The sequence below is a fragment of the Serratia sp. 2C06 genome (genome assembly GCF_050037615.1).
In the GTDB taxonomy this organism is placed as follows: Bacteria; Pseudomonadota; Gammaproteobacteria; order Enterobacterales; family Enterobacteriaceae; genus Serratia; species Serratia ureilytica.
Map to the genome: position 1 here is coordinate 1050581 of NZ_CP188299.1, position 24692 is coordinate 1075272.

Below are 24692 nucleotides of genomic sequence, written 5' to 3' on the forward strand. Positions count from 1 at the left end.
ACAAGAAAAAATGAATGAAAATGCGACATAAACGGGAAAGTCGGCAACATAATATTTTAGGCGCAACCGTTTGCTTTTGCGGGGCGGCGCATTAAAATGCCTGCTTTGCCGTATCTGGAAACGCCACACCATGAGCATGTCATCCTCCGAGCTTGATGCCGCACGCCAAACCGCCTCTGAACCCCGCGCCAGCGAACTGATTTATCGCCTCGAAGACCGCCCGCCGCTGCCACAAACGCTGTTTGCCGCCGGCCAGCACCTGTTGGCGATGTTCGTTGCGGTGATCACTCCGGCGCTGCTGATCTGCCAGGCGCTGGGTCTGCCGGCGCAGGATACCCAACACATCATCAGCATGTCGCTGTTCGCTTCCGGTCTGGCTTCCATTCTGCAAATCAAAACCTGGGGGCCGGTGGGCTCCGGGCTGCTGTCGATTCAGGGCACCAGCTTCAACTTCGTTTCGCCATTGATCATGGGCGGCCTGGCGCTGAAAAACGGCGGCGCCGACGTGCCGACCATGATGGCCGCGCTGTTCGGCACCCTGATGGTCGCCTCCTGCACCGAAATTTTGCTGTCGCGCGTGCTGCATCTGGCGCGCCGCATCATCACCCCGCTGGTTTCCGGCATCGTGGTGATGATCATCGGCCTGTCGCTGATTCAGGTCGGCCTGACCTCGATCGGCGGCGGCTATGCCGCGATGAACGACCACAGCTTCGGCTCGCCGAAAAACCTGCTGCTGGCCGGCGCGGTGCTGGCGGTCATCATCCTGCTGAACCGCCAGCGCAACCCTTACCTGCGCGTCGCTTCGCTGGTGATCGCCATGGCGGTCGGCTACCTGCTGGCCTGGGCGATGGACATGCTGCCCACCAACGCTCCGGCGGCACCGACGGCGGCGATTACCATTCCAACGCCGCTCTATTACGGCCTGGGCTTCGACTGGAACCTGTTGCTGCCGCTGATGCTGATCTTTATGGTCACCTCGCTGGAAACCATCGGCGACATCACCGCCACCTCTGACGTCTCCGAACAGCCGGTCAGCGGGCCGCTGTACATGAAGCGTCTGAAAGGGGGCGTACTGGCCAACGGCCTGAACTCGATGCTGTCGGCGGTGTTCAACACCTTCCCCAACTCCTGCTTCGGCCAGAACAACGGCGTGATCCAGCTGACCGGCGTCGCCAGCCGCTACGTCGGCTTCGTGGTGGCGCTGATGCTGATCGCGCTGGGGCTGTTCCCGGCGGTGGCCGGCTTCGTGCAGCACATCCCCGAGCCGGTACTGGGCGGCGCGACCATCGTGATGTTCGGCACCATCGCCGCCTCCGGCGTGCGCATCGTGTCGCGCGAACGCCTGAACCGGCGCGCTATCATGATCATGGCGCTGTCGCTGGCCGTCGGCATGGGCGTCTCCCAGCAGCCGCTGATCCTGCAGTTCGCGCCGGACTGGCTGAAAACCCTGCTCTCTTCCGGTATCGCCGCCGGCGGCATTACCGCCATCGTGCTGAACCTGGTGTTCCCGCAGGAACACGAGAAAAAGTAACCCGCCCATTGGCGTTCAAACGGCCGCTTGCGGCCGTTTTTTATTGTCTATCAGACCATTGCCCTTGAGATGCCCGGCCAATTGCGGCATAAACAGGGTATCTTTTTTGACCGATGCGGATGTAGACGATGAAATTTATCGGAAAGCTGTTGCTGACGTTGCTGCTGCTGATCGTGCTGGCGGTGGTGGTGCTGTATCTGGTGGGGCAAACCCGCTGGGCGGCAGGCCGTCTGAGCGCCTGGATCAGCGACAACAGCGAATACCGCCTGTCGATAGGAAAAATCACCCACTCGTGGAATCAGCCGGGCCAGATCGGTCTGGAAGACGTGCAGCTGGCGCGCAGCGGCCAACCTCAGGCGCTGGTCGCCAAACGCGTCGATCTCGGCCTCAGCCTGCGCCAAATCACCGAACCGCGCTATTTTTACAGCGTCACGCTGCGCGACGGCACGCTGAACGTGCAGCCACAGGCTGCTGCGCTGCCCGTACAGGCCGACGTGCTGCAACTGAGCAACATGGCGCTGCAGTCCAACGATAGCGAGTGGCAGCTCAACGCGCAGCAGGTCAATGCCGGCATCACGCCGTGGCGCCCGCTGGCCGGCCATCTGCTGGGGGACAACAACCAGTTCCAGTTCAGCGCCGGTTCGATGACGCTGAACGGCATCCCCGCCTCGAAGGTGTTGGTGCAGGGGGAGCAAAAACAGGGCCAGTTGCTGTTGAACAACTTCGGCGCCGATCTGGCGCAGGGCGACCTGACCGGCGTGGCCAGCCGCGCCACCGACGGCAGCTGGCAGGTGGATCGCCTGCGGCTGAGCGGCGTGCGCATGCAGACCCCGATGACATTGGCGGAATTCATGCGGCGCTTCACCGCTCTGCCGCCGGTCACCCTCAAGCGTTTCGATCTGATCGATGCGCGCCTGGAAGGCAAGGCGTGGGCGGTTAACGATCTCGACCTGTCGCTGCAAAACGTCAGCGTCGAAAAAGGCGACTGGCGCAGTGAAGACGGCTCGCTCAACGTCAACGCCGGCGACGTGGTCAACGGCGGTTTCCACCTGATCGATCCGATCGCCACCCTGCGGCTCTCTTCCGCCGGCATCGCCATTCAGCAGTTCACCACCCGCTGGGAAGGCGGGCTGCTGCGCACCTCCGGCAACTGGCTGCGCGCCGGCAAACGCCTGCAGCTGGATGAAGTGGCCATGGCGGCGCTGGAGTACACCCTGCCTATCGACTGGCGCGAGCTGTGGCTGAAACCGCTGCCGGACTGGCTGGCGGAGGTGTACGTCACCAAGCTGACCACCAACCGCAATCTGATTATCGATATCAACCCGGCATTCCCGTTCCAGATCACCGCGCTGGACGGTTACGGCAGCAACCTGCTGCTGGCGCGCGACCACCAGTGGGGCATTTGGTCCGGTTCGCTGAACCTGAACGGCAGCGAGGCCACCTTCAACAAAATCGACGTGCGGCGCCCTTCGCTGGCGCTGAACGCCGACGCCAACCAGATCGCCGTCACCGAGCTCAGCGCCTTTATGCCCAATGGGTTGCTTGAGGCCAAAGCGACCGTCGATCAGCTGCCGGGCAAGCCGTTCCAGTTGACGCTGCACGGCCGTTCGGTACCGATCAACACCTTGCAGCAATGGGGATGGCAGCCGGTGCCGCTGACGGGAGACGGCAACCTCGAGCTGCAGTTGAAAGGGCTGCTGAACAGCGATGGGCCGTTCAAGGCCTCATTGAAAGGCAATCTGCAGGCCACCGCCGGCGACGGCCAAGCGGTGAACCAACAACTGCCGTAGTGCACTGCGCGGCCCGCCCTCAGGGCAGGGCCGCCGCCTTACTCCTCCAGCGCTTCAGAGCCGCCCTGTTCCAACGGCACATCCGGCTCGGCCGGCAACACCATGTAGGTGCCTTCGAACACTGCGCCCTTGTCCTCGTCGCCGAACAGATGTACTTCGGCGTGTACGCGCGCGCGGCGGCCGCGCGCCAGACGCGCCAAATCGCCGCTCAGCGAGCCGAGATCCGCCACCGCCCGCGGCCTGCCGGTGATCGGTTTGCTGTAGCGAATGTGCGCGTCCGCCAGAATGATGGTGCCGCCGAGATGGCGCTCGCGCAGCAGCAGCCAAATCAGCCCCCAGGCGGTCAGCGTCGCCAGCGAGAACAGGCTGCCGGCGAACAGCGTATGGTGTGGATTCTGGTTGCCGATTTCCGGCATGGTGGTGACGAAGCGCTGGCCGGTGTATTGGCTGATGCGCACGCCCATCTTTTCGCTCAGCGGGATATGTTCATACCAGGCCTGCTGCAGTTGGCCGCACCAGTCGGGGCGATGCAGGATATCGTCGAGCGTCGCCACCGGTTTGATCATCAAAAAGTGGCGGATCGGGGTGGTCTGCGGCGCGGTGATCTCGCCCTGATTGACGAAGCCCAGTTTGGCGAAGAAGTCCACCGCGTCCTCGCGGGCGCTACACACCACCCGCTTCACGCCCTCCTGCCGCGCAACGGACTCCAGCGTCATCGCCACCAGCGTCCCCAGCCCTTTATCCTGCAGCGTCGGGTCTACCGCCAGAAAACGGATCGCCGCCTCGTTGTCGGCATTGATGTACAGCCGCCCGATGGCGACGATTTTACCGCCCTCGTCCACCACCATTTGGTGATGGGCCATGGCGTCATAGGCATCCTTTTCCGAACCCACCGGCTGGTGCAGCGGCTTGCGCAGCATTTCCCAGCGAAACTGGTAATACTCCTTCAGTTCTTGCTCTGTTACGGGTACTCGTAGGTGATACATAGACGCCTGTTCTCCGAATGCTTAGACCTGTAGCCAGAATGTCACCGGACCATCGTTGACCAGCGCCACCTGCATGTCGGCGGCGAACTCGCCGGTCTGGGTCTCTACGCCGCGTTCGCGGCACTGGCCAACAAAATATTGATACAACCGATCGGCTTCCTGCGGCGCAGCACCGCGCGAGAAGCTGGGCCGCATGCCCTTTTGGGTGTCCGCCGCCAGGGTGAACTGCGAAACGACCAGCACGCTGCCCCCGGCCTGCTGGACGTTGAGATTCATCTTGTCGTTCTCGTCGCCGAAAATGCGGTATCCCAACACGCGTTCGCACAGGCGCTGCGCTTTTTGCTCGTTATCGCCCTGCTCCACGCCCAATAACACTAACAAACCGGGGCCAATCTTGCCTACTGTCTCGCCACCCACCGTGACGCTGGCGTTTAACACCCGTTGAATCAACGCAATCATTCCTGCTGCCCTTCTGGTTTTTGTTCCTGTTGCTCCGCCTTCTGCCGGCGGTAGTCGCGGTATTCGCCGATGGTCACGGTGATTTCCGCGCCGAGTAACACGATACACCAGCTCCAGTAGACCCACAGGAATAAAATCGGGATCACCGCCAGCACGCCGTAAATCAGCTGATAGGAGGGGAACATGGTGACGTACAGCGCGAATCCCTTCTTACCCAGCTCGAACAGCAATCCGGCCACCACCGCGCCAATCAGCGCGTCTTTGGGCGGCACGCGCACCGTCGGCACGATGCAATACAGCAGCCAGAAGGAGATGCACGACAAAATTAGCGGAAAGATGCGCAGCACCTGATCCACCAGGCCGTTGACGCCGGTCTGCGCCAGCCAGTTGAGCGACAGCAGGTAGGAACTGATGGCCATGCTGGCGCCCACCAGCAGCGGCCCCAGCGTCAGCACCATCCAGTACACGGCGAAGGAGAAGACGATCGGCCGTTTGTTCTTGCTGCGCCAGATGGTGTTCAGCACGCTGTCCACCGAGGAGATCAACAGCAACGCGGTAACGATCAGCCCGCAGGTGCCGACGGCGGTCATCTTGTTGGAATTGGCGACGAACTGTTCCAGGTAGTTCTGGATGACGTTGCCGGCGGCTGGCACGAAATTGGAAAAGATGAAGCTCTTCAGCTGTTCGCTGATGTCGGAAAACATCGGGAAAGCGGCGAACAGGGCGAACACCACGGTGACCAGCGGCACCAGCGACAGCAGGGAAACGTAGGCGAGATGGCCCGCCAACATCGTCAGGCCATCGTGGTCGATGCGTTGGTACAGCAGCCGTCCGAAGGTGACGCTTGGCTTAATCGCAGAAGGCAGCTTCTTGCGGCGGAAAAACGACATGGTCACTCCTTGATGTCCGTTGATACGCCTTAAGCTTAACGCGCCCAGCGCTCATTGAGCAAAATAGGCCGGCACCACGTCGCGATCGGTGACGTGCACCGTCTTGATCCCCAGCGCCTGCGCGGCGAGGACGTTCGCCGGGTGATCGTCAAAGAACACCGCGTCGGCGGCGGCGGTGTTTTCCGCGGCCAGCACATGCCGGTAGATGTCAGCTTCAGGTTTGCGCATGCCGAGATCTTGCGACAAATAGAGATGATCGGCGGCGGCGGCCACTTCAGGATAGTGCTGCGGCCAGTAGTTGCAGTGCAGACGGTTGGTGTTCGACAGCACCACCACCCGGTGGCCTTCGTTGCGCAGGCGCTGCATGATGTCGATCACTTCCGGGCGCAGCGCGACGAATACCGCCTGCCAGCCGGTGGCGAATTGTTCGAAGCTGAGCGCGATGCCCATTTCATCGCACAGCTTGCCGGCGAAGTCTTCGTCGCTGATTTCACCGCGCTCATGTTGCTGGAACACCTCACCCATGGCGAAACGATCGGACAGCACCGCCAACGGCGTGCCGCTCAAATTGCTCCACACGCCCAGCACACGCTTGAAATCGATATCGACGATCACATTACCTAAATCAAAGATATACAGCATAGTCCTCTCCTGATGGGCCGGTGAGATTTCACTGTAGCGGGAAAAGGAACAGCTGAACAGGGAGCGAACGGAAAAGCGCATAGCGCGCCGCACAAACGGGGAACAACAGAGGAAAAAACTCAGGGCGCGAGAGCCGCGCCCTAAGCATGAGACACTCAATCAGCGATTAAGCGTCTTTTGGACCGCGGCTGGCACGCTTACGATCGTTTTCCGTCAGGTGACGCTTACGGATACGGATCGAGGTTGGCGTCACTTCTACCAGTTCGTCGTCATCGATGAACTCCAGAGCTTGCTCCAGGGTCATTTTGATGGCCGGAACCAGGGTAGTCGCTTCGTCGGTACCGGAAGCACGCATGTTGGTCAGCTTCTTACCGGTCAGGCAGTTTACGGTCAGGTCGTTGGAACGTGAGTGAATACCGATGATCTGGCCTTCATACACTTCCGCACCGTGGCCCAGGAACAGCTTGCCGCGATCCTGCAGGCCGAACAGCGCGAACGCGACCGCTTTGCCCTGGCCGTTGGAGATCAGCACGCCGTTCTGACGCTGGCCCACTTCGCCCGGACGCACATCGTCGTAGTGGCTGAAGGTGGAGTACAGCAGACCGGTACCCGAAGTCATTGTCATGAATTCGTTACGGAAGCCGATCAGACCGCGGCTTGGGATCACGTAGTCGAGACGCACGCGGCCCTTACCGTCCGGATCCATGTTTTTCAGGTCGGCTTTACGCTCACCCATCGCCTGCATCACGGAACCCTGATGCTGTTCTTCGATATCCAGCGTCACGTTCTCGAATGGCTCCTGCTTACGGCCATCGATTTCGCGGAAGATAACTTTCGGACGGGAAACCGCCAGCTCGAAACCTTCACGGCGCATGTTTTCGATCAGCACCGACAGGTGCAGCTCGCCACGACCGGATACGCGGAAGGCGTCCGCATCGTCGGTTTCTTCAACGCGCAGCGCCACGTTGTGCACCAGCTCTTTGTTCAGACGGTCAAGGATCTGACGCGACGTCACGTACTTACCTTCTTTACCGCAGAACGGCGAGGTGTTGACGTTGAAGAACATGGTTACGGTCGGTTCGTCGACGGACAGCGCCGGCAGCGCTTCTACGGCGTTGGTGTCGCAGATGGTGTCGGAGATGTTCAGCTCGCCCAGGCCGGTGATGGCGATGATGTCGCCCGCTTCCGCCAGGGTGCTGTCGATACGCTCCAGACCCAGGTGACCCAGCACTTTACCCACTTTACCGTTGCGAGTTTTACCTTCGCTGTCGATGATGGTGACCTGCTGGTTCGGCTTCACTTTACCGCGCTTGATGCGGCCGATGCCGATAACGCCCAGGTAGTTGTTGTAGTCCAACTGGGAGATCTGCATCTGGAATGGCGCTTCCAGCTCAACCTGCGGCGCAGACACGTGGTCGACGATCGCCTGATACAGCGGGGTCATGTCTTCCGCCATGTCGGTGTGGTCGACGCCGGCGATGCCGTTCAGCGCAGAAGCGTAGATGATCGGGAAGTCGAGCTGCTCGTCGGTCGCGTCGAGGTTCACGAACAGGTCGAACACCTGATCCACAACCCAGTCAGGGCGCGCGCCAGGGCGGTCAACCTTGTTGATTACCACGATCGGCTTCAGACCGTTGGCGAACGCCTTTTTGGTCACGAAGCGGGTTTGCGGCATAGGGCCATCCATTGCATCCACAACCAGCAGCACCGAGTCAACCATCGACATCACGCGCTCTACCTCACCGCCGAAGTCGGCGTGTCCTGGGGTATCCACGATGTTGATGCGGTAACCATTCCAATTAATGGCGGTGTTTTTTGCGAGGATGGTAATCCCACGCTCTTTCTCCAAATCGTTGGAGTCCATTACGCGTTCGGTGGCTTCCGCACGCTCTCCGAAAGTACCGGATTGTTGCAGCAGCTTGTCAACCAGGGTGGTTTTACCATGGTCAACGTGGGCAATAATGGCGATGTTACGCAAATTTTCGATCACAGCTTTGCCTCGGGCATTAGAAATAGCGCGCTATTGTACACGTATTAAGCGAGGGACTAAACAAGATCACAACCATCTCTTATAAACAACCGCGTACCGGTCAGTTTGTGATCCCTTTCACGGTGCAAAAAGCCGCAATCGTTGCACTTTTGCACCATTTCAGTGCCCACCCCCACCCTTATTGCACCATGACGGTGCAAATTATCGCTGATGGTGCATACTGTGTCTGGGTAAAACCCGCGCAGAAAGGCGATGAAAGCCTTTTTAAAAAGTTGGCACGCTTTTCGCTTTAGTCTTTTCAAGGCGAAAAAAAGCCAGTTCCACAGATTCGTTCCACGACGACGACAATGATAAACCGGGAGAGTTAAGTATGTCCGCTGAACACGTTTTGACGATGCTGAATGAGCATGAAGTGAAATTCGTAGACCTGCGTTTCACTGACACCAAGGGTAAGGAACAGCACGTGACTATCCCGGCTCATCAGGTAAACGCCGACTTCTTCGAAGAAGGCAAAATGTTTGACGGCTCCTCTATCGGTGGTTGGAAGGGCATCAACGAATCTGACATGGTACTGATGCCGGATGCCAGCACGGCGGTTCTGGATCCGTTCTTCGAAGAACCTACGCTGATCATTCGCTGCGACATTCTCGAGCCGGGCACAATGCAAGGCTACGATCGCGACCCGCGCTCCATCTCCAAACGCGCCGAAGACTTCCTGCGCTCCTCCGGCATCGCGGACACCGTGCTGTTCGGGCCAGAGCCTGAGTTCTTCCTGTTCGACGACATCCGCTTCGGCAGCAGCATCCGCGGTTCCCACGTGGCCATCGACGACATCGAAGGCGCCTGGAACTCCGGCACCCAATACGACGGCGGCAACAAAGGCCACCGTCCGGCGGTGAAAGGCGGTTATTTCCCGGTTCCACCGGTCGACTCTTCGCAGGATCTGCGTTCCACCATGTGTCTGACCATGGAAGAGATGGGCCTGGTGGTTGAAGCGCACCACCACGAAGTGGCGACCGCCGGTCAGAACGAAGTGGCGACCCGCTTCAACACCATGACCAAGAAAGCCGACGAAATTCAGATCTACAAGTACGTGGTGCACAACGTGGCGCACGCCTTCGGTAAAACCGCGACCTTCATGCCGAAACCCATGTTCGGCGACAACGGTTCCGGCATGCACTGCCACATGTCGCTGTCCAAGAACGGCACCAACCTGTTCGCCGGCGACAAATACGGCGGCCTGTCTGAAACCGCGCTGTTCTACATCGGCGGCATCATCAAGCACGCCAAGGCGATCAACGCGTTGGCAAACCCGACCACCAACTCGTACAAACGTCTGGTGCCGGGCTACGAAGCGCCGGTGATGCTGGCCTACTCCGCCCGTAACCGCTCTGCGTCCATCCGCATCCCGGTGGTCGCCAGCCCGAAAGCGCGCCGCATCGAAGCCCGCTTCCCGGATCCGGCGGCTAACCCATACCTGTGCTTCGCCGCACTGCTGATGGCCGGCCTGGACGGCATCATCAACAAGATCCACCCTGGCGACGCCATGGACAAAAACTTGTACGACCTGCCGCCGGAAGAAGAAGCCGAGATCCCAAAAGTGGCCGGCTCGCTGGACGAGGCGATGGCCGCGCTGAACGAAGACCGCGAGTTCCTGACCCGCGGCGGCGTGTTCACCGACGATGCGATCGATGCCTACATCGAACTGCGCAAAGAAGAAATGGACCGCGTTCGCATGACGCCACACCCGGTCGAGTTCGAACTGTACTACAGCGTCTAAGCCCTACCCGCGCCGTCTGCAAAGGCGGACGGCGCCCACAATTTTTGTTATCGCTTTTTTGTTGCCGTGGAAACTTTCAGCCCATCTTCGGATGGGTTTTTTTCTCCACCGTATTTTCTGCAAAACTATTCCATACCGCGCCGATCCCGGATGGAGTAGGATAGATGCACTAAAAAGGTGCAGGAGTCTGCTGTATGGCAACTGGCAAGCTGCCCGATGCTGGGCAGATCCTCAATTCACTCATCAACAGCATCCTGCTGTTGGATGACTCACTGGCGGTTCACTACGCCAACCCTGCGGCACAGCAGCTGCTGGCGCAAAGCTCCCGCAAGCTGTTCGGCACGCCGCTGCCCGACCTGCTCGGCTATTTTTCGCTGAACGTCTCTCTGATGCGTGAAAGCCTGCGCGCCGGTCAGGGCTTCACCGACAACGAAGTGACCCTGGTGGTCGATGGCCGCGCGCATATTCTTTCCCTGACCGCTCAGGCGCTGCCGGAAGGCTATATCCTGGTCGAGCTGGCGCCGATGGACAATCAGCGCCGCCTGAGCCAGGAACAGCTGCAACATGCCCAACAAGTGGCCGCCCGCGATCTGGTACGCGGTTTGGCGCACGAGATTAAAAACCCGCTGGGCGGCCTGCGCGGCGCGGCACAGCTGCTGGCCAAAGCGCTGCCCGATCCGGCTCTGACCGAATACACCAAGGTGATCATCGAGCAGGCCGATCGGCTGCGCAATCTGGTGGATCGCCTGCTCGGCCCGCAGCGGCCCGGCCAGCACATCACCCAGAGCATTCATCAGGTCGCGGAGCGCGTCTGCCAGCTGGTGTCGCTGGAAATGCCGGATAACGTCACGCTGGTGCGCGACTACGATCCGAGCCTGCCGGAAATGGCTCACGACCCGGATCAGATAGAACAGGTGCTACTGAACATCACCCGCAATGCGCTGCAGGCGCTGGGTGAGGCGGGCGGCACCATTACGCTGCGCACCCGCACCGCGTTTCAGATTACGTTGCACGGCACCCGCTACCGCCTGGCGGCGCGTATCGACGTCGAAGACGACGGCCCCGGCGTGCCAGCGCAGCTGCAGGACACGCTGTTCTACCCGATGGTCAGCGGCCGTGAAGGCGGTACCGGCCTGGGATTATCCATCGCCCGCAATCTGATCGATCAGCATTGCGGAAAAATTGAATTCAACAGTTGGCCAGGTCATACCGAATTCTCGGTCTACCTGCCCATTCGTCAGTGAGGTTTGCTATGCAACGAGGGATAGTCTGGATCGTCGATGACGATAGCTCCATCCGCTGGGTGCTTGAGCGCGCGCTCACCGGCGCGGGCCTGAGCTGCGCCACCTTCGAAGGCGGCAATGACGTGCTGGAAGCCTTGGCCACGCAAACTCCCGACGTGTTGCTGTCCGATATCCGCATGCCGGGCATCGATGGTCTGGCGCTGCTCAAGCAGATCAAACAGCGCCACCCGATGCTGCCGGTGATCATCATGACCGCGCATTCGGATTTGGACGCGGCCGTCAGCGCCTATCAGCAAGGGGCCTTCGACTACCTGCCGAAACCGTTCGACATCGACGAAGCGGTGGCGCTGGTCGAGCGCGCCATCAGCCATTATCAAGAGCAGCAGCAGCCGGTGCGCAGCCAGCCGGCCAGCGATCCGGCAGCGGACATCATCGGCGAAGCGCCGGCGATGCAGGACGTGTTTCGCATCATCGGCCGGCTGTCACGTTCGTCGATCAGCGTGCTGATCAACGGCGAATCCGGCACCGGCAAGGAACTGGTGGCGCATGCGCTGCACCGCCACAGCCCGCGCGCCAAGTCGCCGTTCATCGCCCTGAACATGGCCGCTATTCCCAAGGATCTGATCGAGTCCGAGCTGTTCGGCCACGAGAAAGGCGCCTTCACCGGCGCGAACCAAATCCGTCAGGGACGCTTTGAACAGGCCGACGGCGGCACGCTGTTCCTCGACGAGATCGGCGATATGCCGCTCGACGTGCAAACGCGTCTGCTGCGGGTGCTGGCGGACGGCCAGTTTTACCGGGTCGGCGGCTATGCGCCGGTGAAGGTCGACGTGCGCATCATCGCCGCCACGCACCAGAACCTGGAATTGCGGGTACAGGAAGGCAAGTTCCGCGAGGATCTGTTCCACCGCCTGAACGTGATCCGCGTACACCTGCCGCCGCTGCGCGAGCGTCGGGAAGACATCCCGCGGCTGGCGCGCCACTTCCTGCAGATCGCCGCCAAGGAGCTGGGCGTAGAGGCCAAGAACCTGCATCCGGAAACAGAAACCGCGCTGACCCGCCTGCCTTGGCCGGGGAACGTGCGCCAGCTGGAGAATACCTGCCGCTGGCTGACAGTGATGGCCGCCGGGCAAGAGGTGCTGATTCAGGATCTGCCGAGCGAACTGTTCGAAACCGCCGCACCGGAGAGCCCCAGCCACAGCCTGCCGGACAGCTGGGCCACGCTGCTGGCGCAGTGGGCCGATCGCGCGCTGCGTTCCGGTCATCAAAATCTGCTGTCGGAAGCGCAGCCGGAGATGGAGCGTACACTGCTCACCACCGCCTTGCGTCACACCCAGGGGCACAAACAGGAAGCCGCACGCCTGCTGGGCTGGGGGCGCAATACCCTGACCCGCAAGCTCAAAGAACTGGGCATGGAATAGGCGCTGAGGTTGATGATAAAAAACGCAGCCCAGCGCACAAAAAAACGCCAACCGCAGACTTTACAGCCGGTGCGGGCGCAGTATGATCGTGTCGCACACTCCGGAGGTTGACGATGCTGGACTCATTCATCGTGTTCATTTCTCAGGGCGCGGAGCTGGGCTCCGCCGCCAGCCACACCCCGCAGGCGGCGGTCGCCGCGGTGTTGTGCGCCGCGCTGATTAACTTCTTCAGTTAAAAAAACAGCCGCATCAGCGGCTGTTTTTTCATCCTCAGATCACCCGAGAGAACTGCTGGCTGCGCGCCTGTTGCCGCAGATAGCGGTCGAAGCACATGCAGATATTGCGGATCAGCAACCGCCCGCGCGGCGTAACGCGAATGCCTTGCTCGTCGCGCTCCACCAGCCCATCGCGTTCAAACGGCGCCAGCAGCTGCAGGTCTTCGGCGAAGTAAGCGGTGAAATCGATGCCGTATTGCCGTTCAAGTGGCTGATACGCCAACCGGAAGTTGCAGATCAACGTTTTGATCAGATCGCGCCGCAGGCAATCGTCGTCCGTCAGCGCCAACCCGCGCCACAGGGCGTTGCCCTGCGCCGGTACGCTCTCATAGTAACGCTTCAGCTCTTTCTGGTTCTGCGCATAGCTGTCGCCGAGCATGCTGATGGCCGACACGCCCAACCCCAGCAGATCGCTGTCGCCCTGGGTGGTGTAGCCCTGGAAATTGCGGTGCAGCTTGCCTTCGCGTTGCGCAATCGCCAGCTCATCGTCCGGGCGTGCAAAGTGATCCATGCCGATAAACTGATAGCCTGCGTCAGTCAGGAACGCGATGCTCTGCTGCAGGATATCCAGCTTCTGCTGCGCGCTGGGCAGATCGGCGTCTTTGATTTTGCGCTGGGCGGCGAATAAATTCGGCATATGCGCGTAGTTGAACACGCTGAGGCGATCGGGATTCAGTTCAGCCACCCGCTGCAGCGTGAAGGCGAAGCTTTCCGGCGTCTGTTTCGGCAGGCCGTAGATCAGATCAATATTGGTCGAGCGGAAGCCCAGCGCTTTGGCCCGCTCGATCAGGGCGAAGATAAAGGCTTCATCCTGCTCGCGGTTGACCAACGCCTGCACCTGCTTGTTGAAATCCTGCACCCCCATGCTCAGGCGGTTAAAGCCTTCGGCGCGTAAATGATCGAGCACATCCAGCGCTATCTCGCGCGGATCGACTTCGATCGACATTTCCGCATCGGGCAGAAAATCAAAATGTTCGCGCAGCAGCGCCACCAGCCGGCTGATTTGCGCTTTGTCCAGGTAGGTTGGCGTACCGCCGCCCCAGTGCATCTGGCCAACCTTGCGGCCGGCGAACAGCGGCGCACGGCTGGCGATCTCTTGCGCCAGGACATTCAGGTATTCATCGGCCTTGTGCGTCTGACGCGTCACCAGTTTGTTGCAGCCGCAGAAGTAGCACAGCTTATGGCAGAAAGGGATATGCACGTACAGCGACAGCGGGCGCTCAGGGTAGCGCGCCGCGGCGCGTTGAAACGCCGCTTCGTCGTAGCGCTGGTTAAACTCCAGCGCCGTGGGGTATGAGGTATAACGCGGCCCTGAGTAGTTATATTTTTGGATCAGGGCCAAATCCCAGACAATCGTCTGCTCTGACATGCTCACTCCTTCCGATATCTTTTTCTACCGGGCCGGGAGAGAGGCGGTTGTCTGCGCTGTCTGGCCACGGAAGCGCTGCGAAAACGCGCTTTGCGCTTAGACAGCCGCCATAGTTTACCGAATAACCACAGCAGATAACACATCAAGAGTAGGGCTATTGTCGGGATCAGCCACATGGCGCGTTAAAAAGCGTCCTTCGGGTTGCCGCCTTTCAGCAGCTTCAGAATATCTTCCTGCTTCTCTTCTTCTTCCTCGTCGTCTTCATCGCCCAGCTCGATGCCCAGCACGTCCATCAGCACATCGATGCGATCCAGCGTCTTGTCGACATACGCCTGCTCTTGCGCGTTCAGCGTTTCGCCATCGTCGATGCGATCCAGCAGCGCGTTCAGACGTTCGTCATTTTCCAGCTTCGCCAGCTCTTCTTCCGGCGACAGGCGCGGTTTCGCTTCGGCCTTTGGCTTCGGCTGCGGTTTGGCCTTCACTTTGGTTTCGTCGACCACCAGCGCAACCGGCACTTTACTGCCGATACGCGGATCTTTGGCTTCCGCCGCCGATTTGTTTTTCTGGCTGCCGGACTCGACCTGAGTGCGCGAACCGGAAGCGTGGCCGCGGCGTTTTTTCAGGCGTTTGCGCTCACGCGCTTCCTGATCGAGCTCCATACGGCTTTTCTTTTTCGTTTTTGACTTCGCCGCGCTGCCGCGAGGTGCTTTTGATGGCTGGTTCATAGCGTGTGCTCTTAGGTATGTAGATTCAGTATAGAATTGCGGCGGAATCTAGCAGAAAGCGGACAAAGAAAAAAGGCGGCAGGTTAAACCTGCCGCCTATTTCGCACCTTCTTGCGAAGGGTATTCCTGTTACGCGCTCCTTGCGTACATGCAACATCCCGGTTTTTCCTTCTGCTATAACCGCATTCCCTGCCACTACGTCCTTCATCCTGAAAGGAAAATCGTCCATGGCGCAATCCATTCGCATCCGCTCTTCCCGAGCGCGCTTCCTGCGGGCATCCAAACTGCCGATACTTCACCATCCGATGTGCCTGCCGCCTATTCCGGTGCGAAAGGGTCACTTCCTTTTGCGTTCATCCTGGCACTCATTGCACGCCCTGTGCATTCCCTGAGATTTGTCATCCTTCCCGGATGTTCCCTAATCCTGCGCAACCCTGCGTTAACGAGTACTTTACGTTATTGTTGCGAAGGCTCAAGGCACCGGAGGCCGATTTGACTGACATTTCCACACAACGAAAAAACAACACATTGTTTTTAAAAAAGAAACAGAAATATCGCTTTCGAATAAAGCGACATTACCCGCGATTCGAATGGCAAATGTCTCACAACGTACGAGCAGCTTAACCGTCGTTTTATCGCGCCCCGCCGCTTAAAAACGGAGAAACACGCCATTTTTACCGCTGATGCAGTTATAATCGCCAACCAGTTAGCCATCCTCACGGAGACGAAAAATTTTGACCAGCAAGAACTACAACTATCATGTGACCCATTTCGTCACCAGCGCACCCGATATTCGCCATCTTCCGGGGGATGCAGGAATTGAAGTCGCCTTTGCCGGCCGTTCCAACGCCGGTAAATCCAGCGCGCTGAATACGCTGACCAACCAAAAAAGCCTGGCGCGCACCAGTAAGACGCCGGGGCGCACCCAGCTGATTAACCTGTTCGAAGTGGAAGACGGCATTCGTCTGGTTGACCTGCCGGGTTATGGCTACGCCGAAGTGCCGGAAGAAATGAAGCGCAAATGGCAACGCGCGCTGGGCGAATACCTGCAGATGCGCAACAGCCTGAAAGGGCTGGTGGTGCTGATGGATATCCGCCATCCGCTGAAAGATCTCGACCAACAGATGATCCAGTGGGCGGTCGACGTCGGCACGCCGGTGCTGGTGTTGCTGACCAAGGCCGACAAGCTGGCCTCCGGCGCACGCAAGGCGCAGCTCAACATGGTGCGTGAAGCGGTGCTGCCGTTTATGGGGGATATCCAGGTCGAAGCCTTCTCATCGCTGAAAAAGATCGGCGTCGACAAGCTGCGCCAGAAGCTGGACACCTGGTTTAACGAGATCCCGCCGGAAGTGCTGCCGGAAGAAGACATCGGCGAATAAGCCCTGATCGCACATTTGAGCCGATGCCTCGCCGCATCGGCTTTTTTATGCCCGCAGATCGGCCGCAGGCGGGATTTTTCGTTATCTAATTACATTTTTGAAATAAAGCCATCATAAAGACTTATCGCCAAAACGGGCTTGTTTCGCCGAATTACGCGGATTGAGGGAGCGGAAGTTGAAATGAAAGTCGGGGGTGAGCGATAGGAAAAACGTATGGTTTGCTGCTGTTTTTACAATAAAAAACGCCCCAGTCAATACTGACTGGGGCGGCTAAATATTCAGCCAAATCCGATTACGTGAAGTAAAAGGTCTGAAAGATAGAACATCTTACCTCTGTACCCTACGCCTGTAACTCTACATCATTTTTTCGCAGGGCAAAAGAATTTTTTGTAGTTTACTTACACAATTTGAGACACAAGAACGGCGAAGTTGGGGAAACTATCGCCGCATCTTGTAGCTTAATTACGAAAAGTGCTTAGCTTCTCGCCAGTTAGCGCATACGGCGATAACCCGGCGATCAGTGCGCCTCATCCCAGTTCATGCCGACGCCCACATCGACCTTCAGCGGCACCGCCAGCGTCATGCTGCCTTCCATCAGTTGGCGGATACGTTGGCTGGCTTCGTCGATCACCGACTCGTGCACCTCGAACACCAATTCATCGTGCACCTGCATGATCGCGCGCACCAACGGCTTCTCCTGCCCCTGCAGCCAGGCGTCGACCTCTATCATCGCACGCTTGATGATATCGGCCGCCGTGCCCTGCATCGGGGCGTTGATGGCGGCGCGCTCGGCCGCCTTGCGGCGCATGGCGTTGCTGGAGCGGACGTCCGGCAGATACAGACGGCGGCCGTCCAGCGTGCTGACATAGCCCTGCTCGGAAGCCTGCTGACGGGTGCGCTCCATGTAATCCAGCACGCCCGGGTAACGTTCGAAGTAGAGATCCATATAGCGCTGGGCTTCCCCACGCGGGATCCCCAGCTGACGCGCCAGGCCGAAGGCGCTCATGCCGTAAATCAAACCAAAGTTAATCGCCTTGGCGCTGCGGCGCTGCTCGCCGGTCACTTTATCCAACGGCACGCCGAAAACTTCCGACGCCGTGGCGCGGTGAATGTCTTTCCCTTCGGCGAAGGCCTTCAGCAGCCCTTCATCCTGAGACAGATGCGCCATGATGCGCAGCTCGATCTGCGAGTAGTCGGCCGCGACAATGCGGTAGCCTTCCGGCGCAATAAAGGCCTGGCGAATGCGCCGCCCTTCTTCGTTGCGCACCGGGATGTTCTGCAGGTTCGGATCGCTCGAGGAGAGACGGCCGGTGGCGGTCACCGCCTGATGATACGAGGTATGCACCCGCCCGCTGACCGGATTGATCATCAGCGGCAGCTTGTCGGTATAGGTGGTCTTCAGCTTCGCCAAACCACGGTATTCCAGAATCACCTTCGGCAGCGGGTAGTCGAGCGCCAGCTCGGCCAGCACTTCTTCGTTGGTGGATGGCGCCCCGCCCGGAGTTTTCTTCAGCACCGGCAGCTTTTGTTTTTCGTACAAGATAGCCTGCAGCTGCTTGGTCGACGCCAGGTTGAACGGCTCTTCCGCCAGCTCGTGGGCCTGCGCCTCCAGCTCAGCCAGACGCTTGGCCAGCTCCTGGGAGTGGGCCGATAAAATGGCCGGATCGATCAGCACCCCGGTGCGTTCAATATGCGACAGCACCGGCAGCAGCGGCATTTCAATCTCGTTGAACACCGTCAGCAGTTCCGCGCTCTGTTTCAGCTGCGGCCACATCGCCAGATGCAGCTGCAGCGTGACATCGGCGTCTTCGGCAGCGTATGGCGCCGCCTGCTCAAGCGCAATCTGATTGAACGTCAGCTGGTTCTTGCCCTTGCCGGCGATCTCTTCGAAGGTGATGGTTTTGTGGCCAAGATAACGATCGGCCAGGCTGTCCATATCATGACGGCCGCCGACGCTGTCCAGCACATAGGACTCCAGCATGGTGTCGTAGGCGATGCCGCGCATCTCGATGCCGTAACGCGCCAGCAGGCTCATGTCGAACTTCAGATTTTGCCCGACCTTGAGCGCTTTCTCGTCTTCCAGCAGCGGCTTGAGCGCCTCCAGCACGTAAGCGCGATCCAGCTGCGCCGGCGCATCCAGATAATCGTGTGCCACCGGCAAATAAGCCGCTTCGCCCGGCGCGATCGCAAAGGACAGGCCGATCAAATTGGCGGTCAGGGTATCCAGGCCATCGGTTTCGGTATCGAAGGCAAACACGTCGGCTTTTTTCAACCGCGCCAGCCAGTCGGTAAAGGTCGCTTCGTCCAGGATGGTGACATAACCGTCCTGAGACAGCTTGGCCTCCGCCAGCGCTTTCGGCGCTTCCGCGGCTACGGCTGGTTTGGCGGCGCCGGCAGCTTTCGCACCCGCGCCTTTCTTGTTTTCCAACCAGACGCCGGCTTCTACGTCCGCCAGCCAGCGTTTGAACTCGTACTGTTTAAACAGCTGTTGCAGCGTGTCGACATCCGGCGCGGAGACCGTCAGGTCCGCACAAGTCAGATCCAGCTCGACGTCGGTTTTGATCGTCGCCAGCTTATAGGAGAGGTACGCGACCTCTTTATTCTGTTCCAGCTTGGCCGCCATGGTTTTGGCACCGCGGAAGCTCAGCGTGGCGATGTTCTCCAGATTGCCGTACAGCGCATCCAGCCCGCCGATACCCTGCAGCAACGCCTGGGCGGTTTTCTCGCCCACGCCCGGCACGCCGGGAATGTTGTCCGATGAATCGCCCATCAGCGCCAGGAAGTCGATGATCAGCTCCGGCGGAATGCCGTATTTGTCGCACACTTCCTGCGGGCCGAGGATCGTGTTGTTCATGGTGTTGATCAGGGTGACGTTCGGCGTCACCAGCTGCGCCATGTCTTTGTCGCCGGTGCTGATCAGCACCGCGTGGCCGGCCTTTTCAGCCTCCAGCGCCAGCGTACCGATGACGTCATCCGCCTCAACGCCGGGTGTCACCAGCAGCGGCAGGCCCATCGCCTTGACCATGTTATGCAGCGGCTCGATCTGCGCGCGCAGATCGTCCGGCATCGGCGGCCGGTGCGACTTGTATTCAGCGAACAGATCATCGCGGAAGGTCTTCCCTTTGGCATCAAACACCACGGCAACGTGGCTCGGTTGATACTGCAGCAGCAGGCTGCGCAGCATATTCAGCACGCCGTACATCGCGCCGGTCGGCTCGCCCGCCGAGTTGGTCAGCGGCGGGAAGGCGTGATAAGCGCGGTAGAGGTAGGAGGAACCGTCAACCAGGATTAGTGGGTTTTCTGCAATCTGGGCCATAGCGTTTCTTTATCGTGATCGGACATAGGGGTAAGCATGCCATAGCTGGCCGCCGGAGACGAACCTTAGCGTGCATTGCGGACGAAAATGATGTGATTGTGCGCGAGGATCCGCAAGATCTTACCTGTGGATAACTTTGTGCATAGAAAAGAGACCGAATTATAACGCTGCGATTATCGTTATAACGGCGAATAAAATTCCTATTTAAATCACCGCGTTAAAAGAACGAATTCCGGCGACGCTTTATTATTGGCTTTCATTGGATTTGTGGATATAACTTTCGCCGGATTTTAATCGCACTATTAATCAAATTCGGCGCCTCAATTACCATAGCACAAGCTGGACAAGTTGCACGAAAACTCAGCAAATGGTTATCCGATGAGACGAAAAACAGTGATTTTTAGCGGCGCTTTACCCCGACGATTTCTGTTAAAATGCGTTTTTGTTCATGCGCTTTGGCATGCAACGATGTTCCCACCAACCGTCAGCCCATAATCATGCCAAGATTGTTAACGCCTGTTATCTTTATCATTTCCGTCATACTTACCATTCTGGTGACGGTGTTATGCTCCATCCCCATCACGCTGGCCGGCATCGTGAAACTCGTGGTGCCCATTCCCGCCGTTTGGCGATATATCTCGGCTTTCGCCGATTTCATGATGTGGTGTTGGTGCCAAGGGCTGGCGCTGTTATTGCGCATTAACGGGCAATTGCGTTGGGATATTGAAGGGCTGGAAGGGTTGGATCGCAAAAACTGGTATCTGCTGATCAGCAACCACGAAAGTTGGTCAGACATTGTCGTGTTATGCGTGCTGTTCAGAAATCATATTCCAATGAATAAGTATTTCCTCAAACAGCAGCTCGCCTGGGTGCCGTTTGTCGGCCTGGCCTGCTGGGCGCTGGACATGCCATTCATGAAGCGTTACTCCCGCGCCTATTTGCTCAAGCACCCGGAAAAACGCGGCAAGGATATCGAAACGACGCGCCGTTCCTGCGAAAAATTCCGCCAGCGCCCAACCACCATCGTCAATTTCGTCGAAGGCTCACGCTTCACCGAAGCCAAGAAAATTAAAAGCAATTCACCTTATCGCAATTTGCTGGCGCCCAAAGCCGCCGGCATCGCGTTTACCCTTAGCGCGCTGGGCAATCAGTTCGACAAAGTGTTGAACGTCACCCTGCTTTATCCGGAAAATAACCAGCGGCCCTTTCTGGATATGCTGTGCGGCCGCCTGACGCGTATCGTGGTGAGAATAGAGACGCTACCGATCGATGAAACCCTGCACGGTGATTATTTCAACGATAAACAGTTCAAGCGGCGCTTCCAGCTGTGGCTGAATACGCTGTGGCAGGAAAAAGACCGGTTGCTGGATAAATTGAAGCGGCAATACGGATAAAAAAACGCCGGCAATGCCGGCGTTTTTCATGTTGAATCAGGCTTATTTCTGCTGGCTGAGGAATTTAACCACATCGGCGAACTGCTTCACGTAAGCGTCCATCGAGCTGGTGTCCAGGCCATCGTTTTTAACCATGTATTTGCCGTTGACGAATACCGCCGGCACGCCGCGCAGCTGCAGATCTTCTGCGGCTTTCTCCTGTTGAACCACCAGAGATTTCACCACGAAGCTGTTCCAGGCCGCGTCATAATCTGCGGCGGTTACGCCCGCTTTCACGAAGACGTTACGGATATCGTCCGGCGTTTGCACGGTCTGGGTTTTCTGCACCGCTTCAAACATCAGCGGGCTTACTTTGTCTTCCACGCCCAGCGCCATCGCGACCGCCCATGCCTGAGTCAGCTGTTTGCCCAACGGCCCCAGGAACTCCACGTGGTACTTGGTCATTTTGGTGCCGGCAGGCAACGCTTTTTTCACGTTCTCGGACACGTGATAGACCTGCTCAAACTGGTAGCAGTGTGGGCAGTAAAAGGAGAAGAACTCCAGCACCTGCGGCTCACCGGTCACCGGCTTGTCCAGGGTCACGTACTGAGTGCCATCGCTAAACTGTGCCGCCGAGGCGCTGAATGCCATCACCATGCCAACGAGCGCCAACCATATTTTTTTCATAAGACTAAACTCTCCATTGTGTTAAAGCTTCAATACATTGGCGTCAGCTGCAGAGGAGGCTCCTGCAACAGCTTAACCTGTTCATTAAACGCCGCAGTCTGAGATAACCAGAAATCAGACTCCGCCATCCACGGAAAACTCTTAGGGAAGGCCGGATCCTGCCAACGGCGAGCGACCCAGGCCAGGTAATACACCATGCGCATCGCCCGCAGTGGCTCAATTAACGCCAGCTCGCGCTGATCGAACTCGGCAAATTCGCCGTACGCCTCCAGCAAAACGTCCAGCTGCATCAGTTGGTCGCGACGTTCGCCGTGCAACAGCATCCACAGATCCTGAACCGCAGGGCCGTTGCGCGCGTCATCAAGATCGACGAACAGCGGGCCATCGCGCCACAGAATATTGCCCGGATGGCAATCGCCGTGCAAACGCCGCGGCTGCCAGTTCAGATTCCAGTGTGGCTTGATCGCCGCAATCAGGTTATCCGTCGCCTGCAGGAAGGCATCACGCTGAGCCGCCGGCAACAGCTCGCAATTGGCCAGCGCCTGACGCGGGGCAACAAGATACTCTTCAATCCCCATGGTTGGACGCTCGGCAAACAAACGCTCGCCGCCGACCTGATGGATACGCCCCAGAAAACGGCCTACCCATTCCAACTGATCCAGATTGTCTATCTCGTATTGCCGGCCCCCCACGCTGGGGAACAGGGCAAAGAAAAAACCGCCGTGCGTATGCAGCGTAGCGCCTTGAAGCGCCAGCGGCGCCACCGCCGGGATCTCCGCGCCGGCCAGATCCAGAGCGAACTGATGTTCCTCACCGATTTGTACGGCGCTCCAGCGCTCCGGGCGGTAAAACTTCACCACGTAGCGTCGACGATCCTCATCCATAAACTGATAGACGCGGTTCTCATAGCTGTTCAATGCCGTCAGGCCGGAATCGACGCGCAGGCCAATCCCTTCTAGCGCGTCCATGATCAAATCGGGCGACAGGGTGTCGAAATTAAAAGCTGAGTTATTCATAACGTTCGTTTGATCGCTGACAGCACGGTGCCGGGAATGAGAAATAGTAGCATTAATGGCGCATTTCACGCGCTATGCTTTCTCGCACCGCACGAGGATCAATCCTTGATAACGCCGCGAGCACGCAGCAACGCCGTTTTAAAATCTTCTTCGTAATCTTTCTTCAGGCCCGGGATCTGATCCGTGCTGGCGCTGCCGCGCATTTTCAGATGGTAAATAAGAATATCGTCGCTCAACTCAGACAATTCGCCCTGGAAGCCCGCTTCCTTCGCCAGCTTTTGCAAAAACTGCATCAAATTGAGATCGGGATCTTCCTGCCAGGCCGGGTGCAACAGCTCGATCAACTCGTTTACGCGATGCGTTTTCATCTCAATATCGTCCAATAGCATGAATAAACTCACAAAGTAACAGGCTTACCCACGCAGTGAAAGAACCGGCTTGTCAATAAAGGTAAATCCTGATGTCGCGCCGGCTTTAGCGCTACAATCAGCGCATCGACAAGGCGGGATAAACGAGATGCATAAAGAAATCAGCGGCGTCATTTTGGCCGGCGGACGGGCCACGCGCATGGGCGGTGAAGACAAAGGCCTGGTGTCGATTGGCGGGATCGCACTCTATCAACACGTATTGGCTCGGTTACGCCCGCAGGTGGCTTCCGTCGCTATCAGCGCCAATCGCAATCAGGCACGTTACCAGGCGAGCGGTTTGCCGGTGATTGGCGATCTGACGCCCGATTTCGCCGGACCGCTGGCAGGCATGCTGGCCGGGCTCAAACAGGCTCCCAGCGAATGGGTGGTCTTCGTCCCTTGTGATGTCCCCGACTTTCCCGCCGACTTAGTCGCTCAGCTATGGCAGCAAAAAGGCGCGGCGCAGGCGGCCTTTGCCAGCGATGGTGAACGAGATCACCCCACGCTGGCGTTACTGCATAGCCAAATAGCGCCGCAGCTGGCCGACTATCTGGCGCGCGGTGAACGCAAGCTGATGCTGTTCTTGCATCAAATTGGCGCACAACGCGTAGTGTTCAGCGGGCAGCAAGCGGCATTTCATAACCTGAATACGCCGGCTGACTGCCTGAATTGGCAACAAACGCGAGAGCTCAAAAAATGAATCGTTCATTGCCTCCCTTGCTGGCCATCGGCGCCTACAGCGGAACGGGGAAAACGACCCTGCTCAAACAGCTGATCCCGTTGCTGAAACAACGCCAGGTAAGGATTGGACTGATCAAACATACGCATCACGACATGGATGTGGATACGCCGGGTAAAGACAGCTATGAGCTGCGTAAAGCAGGCGCCGAGCAAACGCTGGTCGCCAGCGATCGCCGCTGGGCATTAATGACCGAAACGCCGGAGCAACAACCTTTGGATCTGCGCTATCTGGCTGGGCGCTTTGACGCCGATAAGGTCGACTTGATTCTGGTAGAAGGGTTCAAACATGAGCCGGTCAGCAAGATCCTGCTTTATCGGGCCGAGATCGGCAGACCGTTGGAAGACATGCTGGATCAGTTTGTCGTCGCGGTAGCCAGCGATCGACCGCTATCCATTTCGGCTAAGCAGCTGGATCTCAATCAACCGGAAAGCATCGCCGACTTTATTGTCGAGTGGTTGAAAGGCGCAGCGTAGCTGCGCTTTTTTACGTTTTACGCACAGCAAAAAGCCCTGAACGTCAGTTCAGGGCTTTCGGCTTTGTTTGATGCCTGGCAGTGTCCTACTCTCGCATGGGGAGACCCCACACTACCATCGGCGCTACGGCGTTTCACTTCTGAGTTCGGCATGGGGTCAGGTGGGACCACCGCGCTATTGCCGCCAGGCAAATTCTG

The 24692-nt window shown here is 58.5% G+C and carries 21 protein-coding genes and 1 rRNA gene; 10 read left to right on the forward strand and 12 right to left on the reverse strand.

All coding sequences use genetic code 11. The annotated features are described in order from the left end of the window. Nucleotides 1-130: 130 nt before the first annotated feature. The gene (locus ACP3TA_RS05455; protein ID WP_197845540.1) at nucleotides 131-1531 is read left to right on the forward strand and encodes a nucleobase:cation symporter-2 family protein; all 1401 of its coding nucleotides are present in this window, start codon (nucleotides 131-133) and stop codon (nucleotides 1529-1531) included. A gap of 128 nt (nucleotides 1532-1659) precedes the next feature. Further along, nucleotides 1660-3321 carry an AsmA family protein gene (locus ACP3TA_RS05460; protein WP_089197557.1) on the forward strand — a complete coding sequence of 554 codons (1662 nt, stop codon included), beginning with the start codon at nucleotides 1660-1662 and terminating at the stop codon, nucleotides 3319-3321. 38 nt (nucleotides 3322-3359) lie between these two features. On the opposite strand, the gene fabY is transcribed toward ACP3TA_RS05460, so the two are convergent. From fabY to typA, 5 genes are all read right to left on the reverse strand, one after another. After that, nucleotides 3360-4307, reverse strand: coding sequence for a fatty acid biosynthesis protein FabY (gene fabY / locus ACP3TA_RS05465; protein ID WP_426784559.1), 948 nt, complete (start codon nucleotides 4305-4307; stop codon nucleotides 3360-3362). Nucleotides 4308-4328: 21 nt separating this feature from the next. Next, entirely contained in the window at nucleotides 4329-4766 is a 438-nt protein-coding gene (gene dtd / locus ACP3TA_RS05470; RefSeq protein ID WP_025304712.1) for a D-aminoacyl-tRNA deacylase, read from the reverse strand. Continuing rightward, entirely contained in the window at nucleotides 4763-5656 is an 894-nt protein-coding gene (locus ACP3TA_RS05475) for a virulence factor BrkB family protein (RefSeq protein WP_025304713.1), read from the reverse strand. The genes dtd and ACP3TA_RS05475 overlap by 4 nt, the downstream gene beginning before the upstream one ends. A 51-nt stretch (nucleotides 5657-5707) precedes the next feature. After that, nucleotides 5708-6298, reverse strand: coding sequence for a glucose-1-phosphatase (gene yihX, locus ACP3TA_RS05480; protein WP_103101904.1), 591 nt, complete (start codon nucleotides 6296-6298; stop codon nucleotides 5708-5710). A 166-nt stretch (nucleotides 6299-6464) separates the two neighbouring features. Next, a complete protein-coding gene (gene typA / locus ACP3TA_RS05485) occupies nucleotides 6465-8288 on the reverse strand; it encodes a ribosome-dependent GTPase TypA (protein ID WP_004931243.1) in 1824 nt (607 codons plus the stop codon). A gap of 370 nt (nucleotides 8289-8658) precedes the next feature. On the opposite strand from typA, the gene glnA reads away from it, so the two are divergent. The 4 genes from glnA (at nucleotide 8659) to ACP3TA_RS05505 (ending at nucleotide 12969) form a co-directional block, all read left to right on the forward strand. Beyond that, on the forward strand, nucleotides 8659-10068 hold the full coding sequence (glnA, locus tag ACP3TA_RS05490) for a glutamate--ammonia ligase (protein WP_033645173.1): 1410 nt from the start codon (nucleotides 8659-8661) through the stop codon (nucleotides 10066-10068). A gap of 194 nt (nucleotides 10069-10262) precedes the next feature. Then, nucleotides 10263-11312 carry a nitrogen regulation protein NR(II) gene (glnL, locus tag ACP3TA_RS05495; RefSeq protein WP_004931246.1) on the forward strand — a complete coding sequence of 350 codons (1050 nt, stop codon included), beginning with the start codon at nucleotides 10263-10265 and terminating at the stop codon, nucleotides 11310-11312. 8 nt (nucleotides 11313-11320) lie between these two features. Then, the gene (glnG, locus tag ACP3TA_RS05500) at nucleotides 11321-12733 is read left to right on the forward strand and encodes a nitrogen regulation protein NR(I) (RefSeq protein ID WP_025304716.1); all 1413 of its coding nucleotides are present in this window, start codon (nucleotides 11321-11323) and stop codon (nucleotides 12731-12733) included. A gap of 113 nt (nucleotides 12734-12846) precedes the next feature. Beyond that, nucleotides 12847-12969, forward strand: coding sequence for a YshB family small membrane protein (locus tag ACP3TA_RS05505; protein ID WP_015379453.1), 123 nt, complete (start codon nucleotides 12847-12849; stop codon nucleotides 12967-12969). Nucleotides 12970-13003: 34 nt separating this feature from the next. Here the strand turns inward: ACP3TA_RS05505 and hemN are convergent, their stop codons facing one another. After that, nucleotides 13004-14377 (reverse strand): oxygen-independent coproporphyrinogen III oxidase, encoded by a 1374-nt coding sequence (gene hemN, locus ACP3TA_RS05510; protein ID WP_042785602.1) that lies wholly within the window; start codon nucleotides 14375-14377, stop codon nucleotides 13004-13006. Between the two features lie 182 nt (nucleotides 14378-14559). Further along, the gene (yihI, locus tag ACP3TA_RS05515; RefSeq protein WP_015379455.1) at nucleotides 14560-15102 is read right to left on the reverse strand and encodes a Der GTPase-activating protein YihI; all 543 of its coding nucleotides are present in this window, start codon (nucleotides 15100-15102) and stop codon (nucleotides 14560-14562) included. Nucleotides 15103-15836: 734 nt separating this feature from the next. On the opposite strand from yihI, the gene yihA reads away from it, so the two are divergent. Continuing rightward, complete coding sequence (gene yihA / locus ACP3TA_RS05520) at nucleotides 15837-16481, forward strand: ribosome biogenesis GTP-binding protein YihA/YsxC (protein ID WP_004931258.1); 645 nt, start codon at nucleotides 15837-15839, stop codon at nucleotides 16479-16481. A gap of 517 nt (nucleotides 16482-16998) precedes the next feature. On the opposite strand, the gene polA is transcribed toward yihA, so the two are convergent. Further along, on the reverse strand, nucleotides 16999-19797 hold the full coding sequence (polA, locus tag ACP3TA_RS05525; RefSeq protein WP_033652267.1) for a DNA polymerase I: 2799 nt from the start codon (nucleotides 19795-19797) through the stop codon (nucleotides 16999-17001). 497 nt (nucleotides 19798-20294) lie between these two features. Between polA and ACP3TA_RS05530 the strand changes: the two genes are divergently transcribed. Further along, nucleotides 20295-21191 (forward strand): acyltransferase, encoded by an 897-nt coding sequence (locus ACP3TA_RS05530; protein WP_033645170.1) that lies wholly within the window; start codon nucleotides 20295-20297, stop codon nucleotides 21189-21191. 42 nt (nucleotides 21192-21233) lie between these two features. On the opposite strand, the gene dsbA is transcribed toward ACP3TA_RS05530, so the two are convergent. From dsbA to ACP3TA_RS05545, 3 genes are all read right to left on the reverse strand, one after another. Next, nucleotides 21234-21857, reverse strand: coding sequence for a thiol:disulfide interchange protein DsbA (dsbA, locus tag ACP3TA_RS05535; protein ID WP_025304721.1), 624 nt, complete (start codon nucleotides 21855-21857; stop codon nucleotides 21234-21236). A 29-nt stretch (nucleotides 21858-21886) separates the two neighbouring features. Continuing rightward, the gene (locus ACP3TA_RS05540) at nucleotides 21887-22873 is read right to left on the reverse strand and encodes a serine/threonine protein kinase (RefSeq protein ID WP_060660124.1); all 987 of its coding nucleotides are present in this window, start codon (nucleotides 22871-22873) and stop codon (nucleotides 21887-21889) included. 98 nt (nucleotides 22874-22971) lie between these two features. Beyond that, a complete protein-coding gene (locus ACP3TA_RS05545; RefSeq protein WP_060660123.1) occupies nucleotides 22972-23241 on the reverse strand; it encodes a YihD family protein in 270 nt (89 codons plus the stop codon). Between the two features lie 148 nt (nucleotides 23242-23389). Between ACP3TA_RS05545 and mobA the strand changes: the two genes are divergently transcribed. Both mobA and mobB read left to right on the forward strand, forming a co-directional pair. Beyond that, nucleotides 23390-23980 (forward strand): molybdenum cofactor guanylyltransferase MobA, encoded by a 591-nt coding sequence (gene mobA, locus ACP3TA_RS05550; protein WP_033645168.1) that lies wholly within the window; start codon nucleotides 23390-23392, stop codon nucleotides 23978-23980. Beyond that, nucleotides 23977-24495, forward strand: a complete 519-nt coding sequence (mobB, locus tag ACP3TA_RS05555) for a molybdopterin-guanine dinucleotide biosynthesis protein MobB (RefSeq protein ID WP_033652270.1) — start codon at nucleotides 23977-23979, stop codon at nucleotides 24493-24495. The genes mobA and mobB overlap by 4 nt, the downstream gene beginning before the upstream one ends. A 72-nt stretch (nucleotides 24496-24567) precedes the next feature. Here mobB and rrf read toward each other — a convergent pair. Next, nucleotides 24568-24683, reverse strand: a 5S ribosomal RNA gene (rrf, locus tag ACP3TA_RS05560). Nucleotides 24684-24692 lie beyond the last annotated feature (9 nt).

Excerpts from the sequence above, each read along its gene's own strand:
- glnA (WP_033645173.1), top strand. The coding sequence starts at position 8,659 with ATGTCCGCTGAACACGTTTTGACGATGCTGAATGAGCATGAAGTGAAA.
- fabY (WP_426784559.1), bottom strand. The coding sequence starts at position 4,307 with ATGTATCACCTACGAGTACCCGTAACAGAGCAAGAACTGAAGGAGTAT.
- hemN (WP_042785602.1), bottom strand. The coding sequence starts at position 14,377 with ATGTCAGAGCAGACGATTGTCTGGGATTTGGCCCTGATCCAAAAATAT.
- ACP3TA_RS05545 (WP_060660123.1), bottom strand. The coding sequence starts at position 23,241 with ATGAAAACGCATCGCGTAAACGAGTTGATCGAGCTGTTGCACCCGGCC.
- ACP3TA_RS05475 (WP_025304713.1), bottom strand. The coding sequence starts at position 5,656 with ATGTCGTTTTTCCGCCGCAAGAAGCTGCCTTCTGCGATTAAGCCAAGC.
- yihX (WP_103101904.1), bottom strand. The coding sequence starts at position 6,298 with ATGCTGTATATCTTTGATTTAGGTAATGTGATCGTCGATATCGATTTC.
- glnG (WP_025304716.1), top strand. The coding sequence starts at position 11,321 with ATGCAACGAGGGATAGTCTGGATCGTCGATGACGATAGCTCCATCCGC.
- mobB (WP_033652270.1), top strand. The coding sequence starts at position 23,977 with ATGAATCGTTCATTGCCTCCCTTGCTGGCCATCGGCGCCTACAGCGGA.
- ACP3TA_RS05540 (WP_060660124.1), bottom strand. The coding sequence starts at position 22,873 with ATGAATAACTCAGCTTTTAATTTCGACACCCTGTCGCCCGATTTGATC.
- glnL (WP_004931246.1), top strand. The coding sequence starts at position 10,263 with ATGGCAACTGGCAAGCTGCCCGATGCTGGGCAGATCCTCAATTCACTC.
- yihI (WP_015379455.1), bottom strand. The coding sequence starts at position 15,102 with ATGAACCAGCCATCAAAAGCACCTCGCGGCAGCGCGGCGAAGTCAAAA.
- dsbA (WP_025304721.1), bottom strand. The coding sequence starts at position 21,857 with ATGAAAAAAATATGGTTGGCGCTCGTTGGCATGGTGATGGCATTCAGC.
- ACP3TA_RS05455 (WP_197845540.1), top strand. The coding sequence starts at position 131 with ATGAGCATGTCATCCTCCGAGCTTGATGCCGCACGCCAAACCGCCTCT.
- ACP3TA_RS05460 (WP_089197557.1), top strand. The coding sequence starts at position 1,660 with ATGAAATTTATCGGAAAGCTGTTGCTGACGTTGCTGCTGCTGATCGTG.
- mobA (WP_033645168.1), top strand. The coding sequence starts at position 23,390 with ATGCATAAAGAAATCAGCGGCGTCATTTTGGCCGGCGGACGGGCCACG.
- dtd (WP_025304712.1), bottom strand. The coding sequence starts at position 4,766 with ATGATTGCGTTGATTCAACGGGTGTTAAACGCCAGCGTCACGGTGGGT.
- ACP3TA_RS05530 (WP_033645170.1), top strand. The coding sequence starts at position 20,295 with ATGCCAAGATTGTTAACGCCTGTTATCTTTATCATTTCCGTCATACTT.
- polA (WP_033652267.1), bottom strand. The coding sequence starts at position 19,797 with ATGGCCCAGATTGCAGAAAACCCACTAATCCTGGTTGACGGTTCCTCC.
- ACP3TA_RS05505 (WP_015379453.1), top strand. The coding sequence starts at position 12,847 with ATGCTGGACTCATTCATCGTGTTCATTTCTCAGGGCGCGGAGCTGGGC.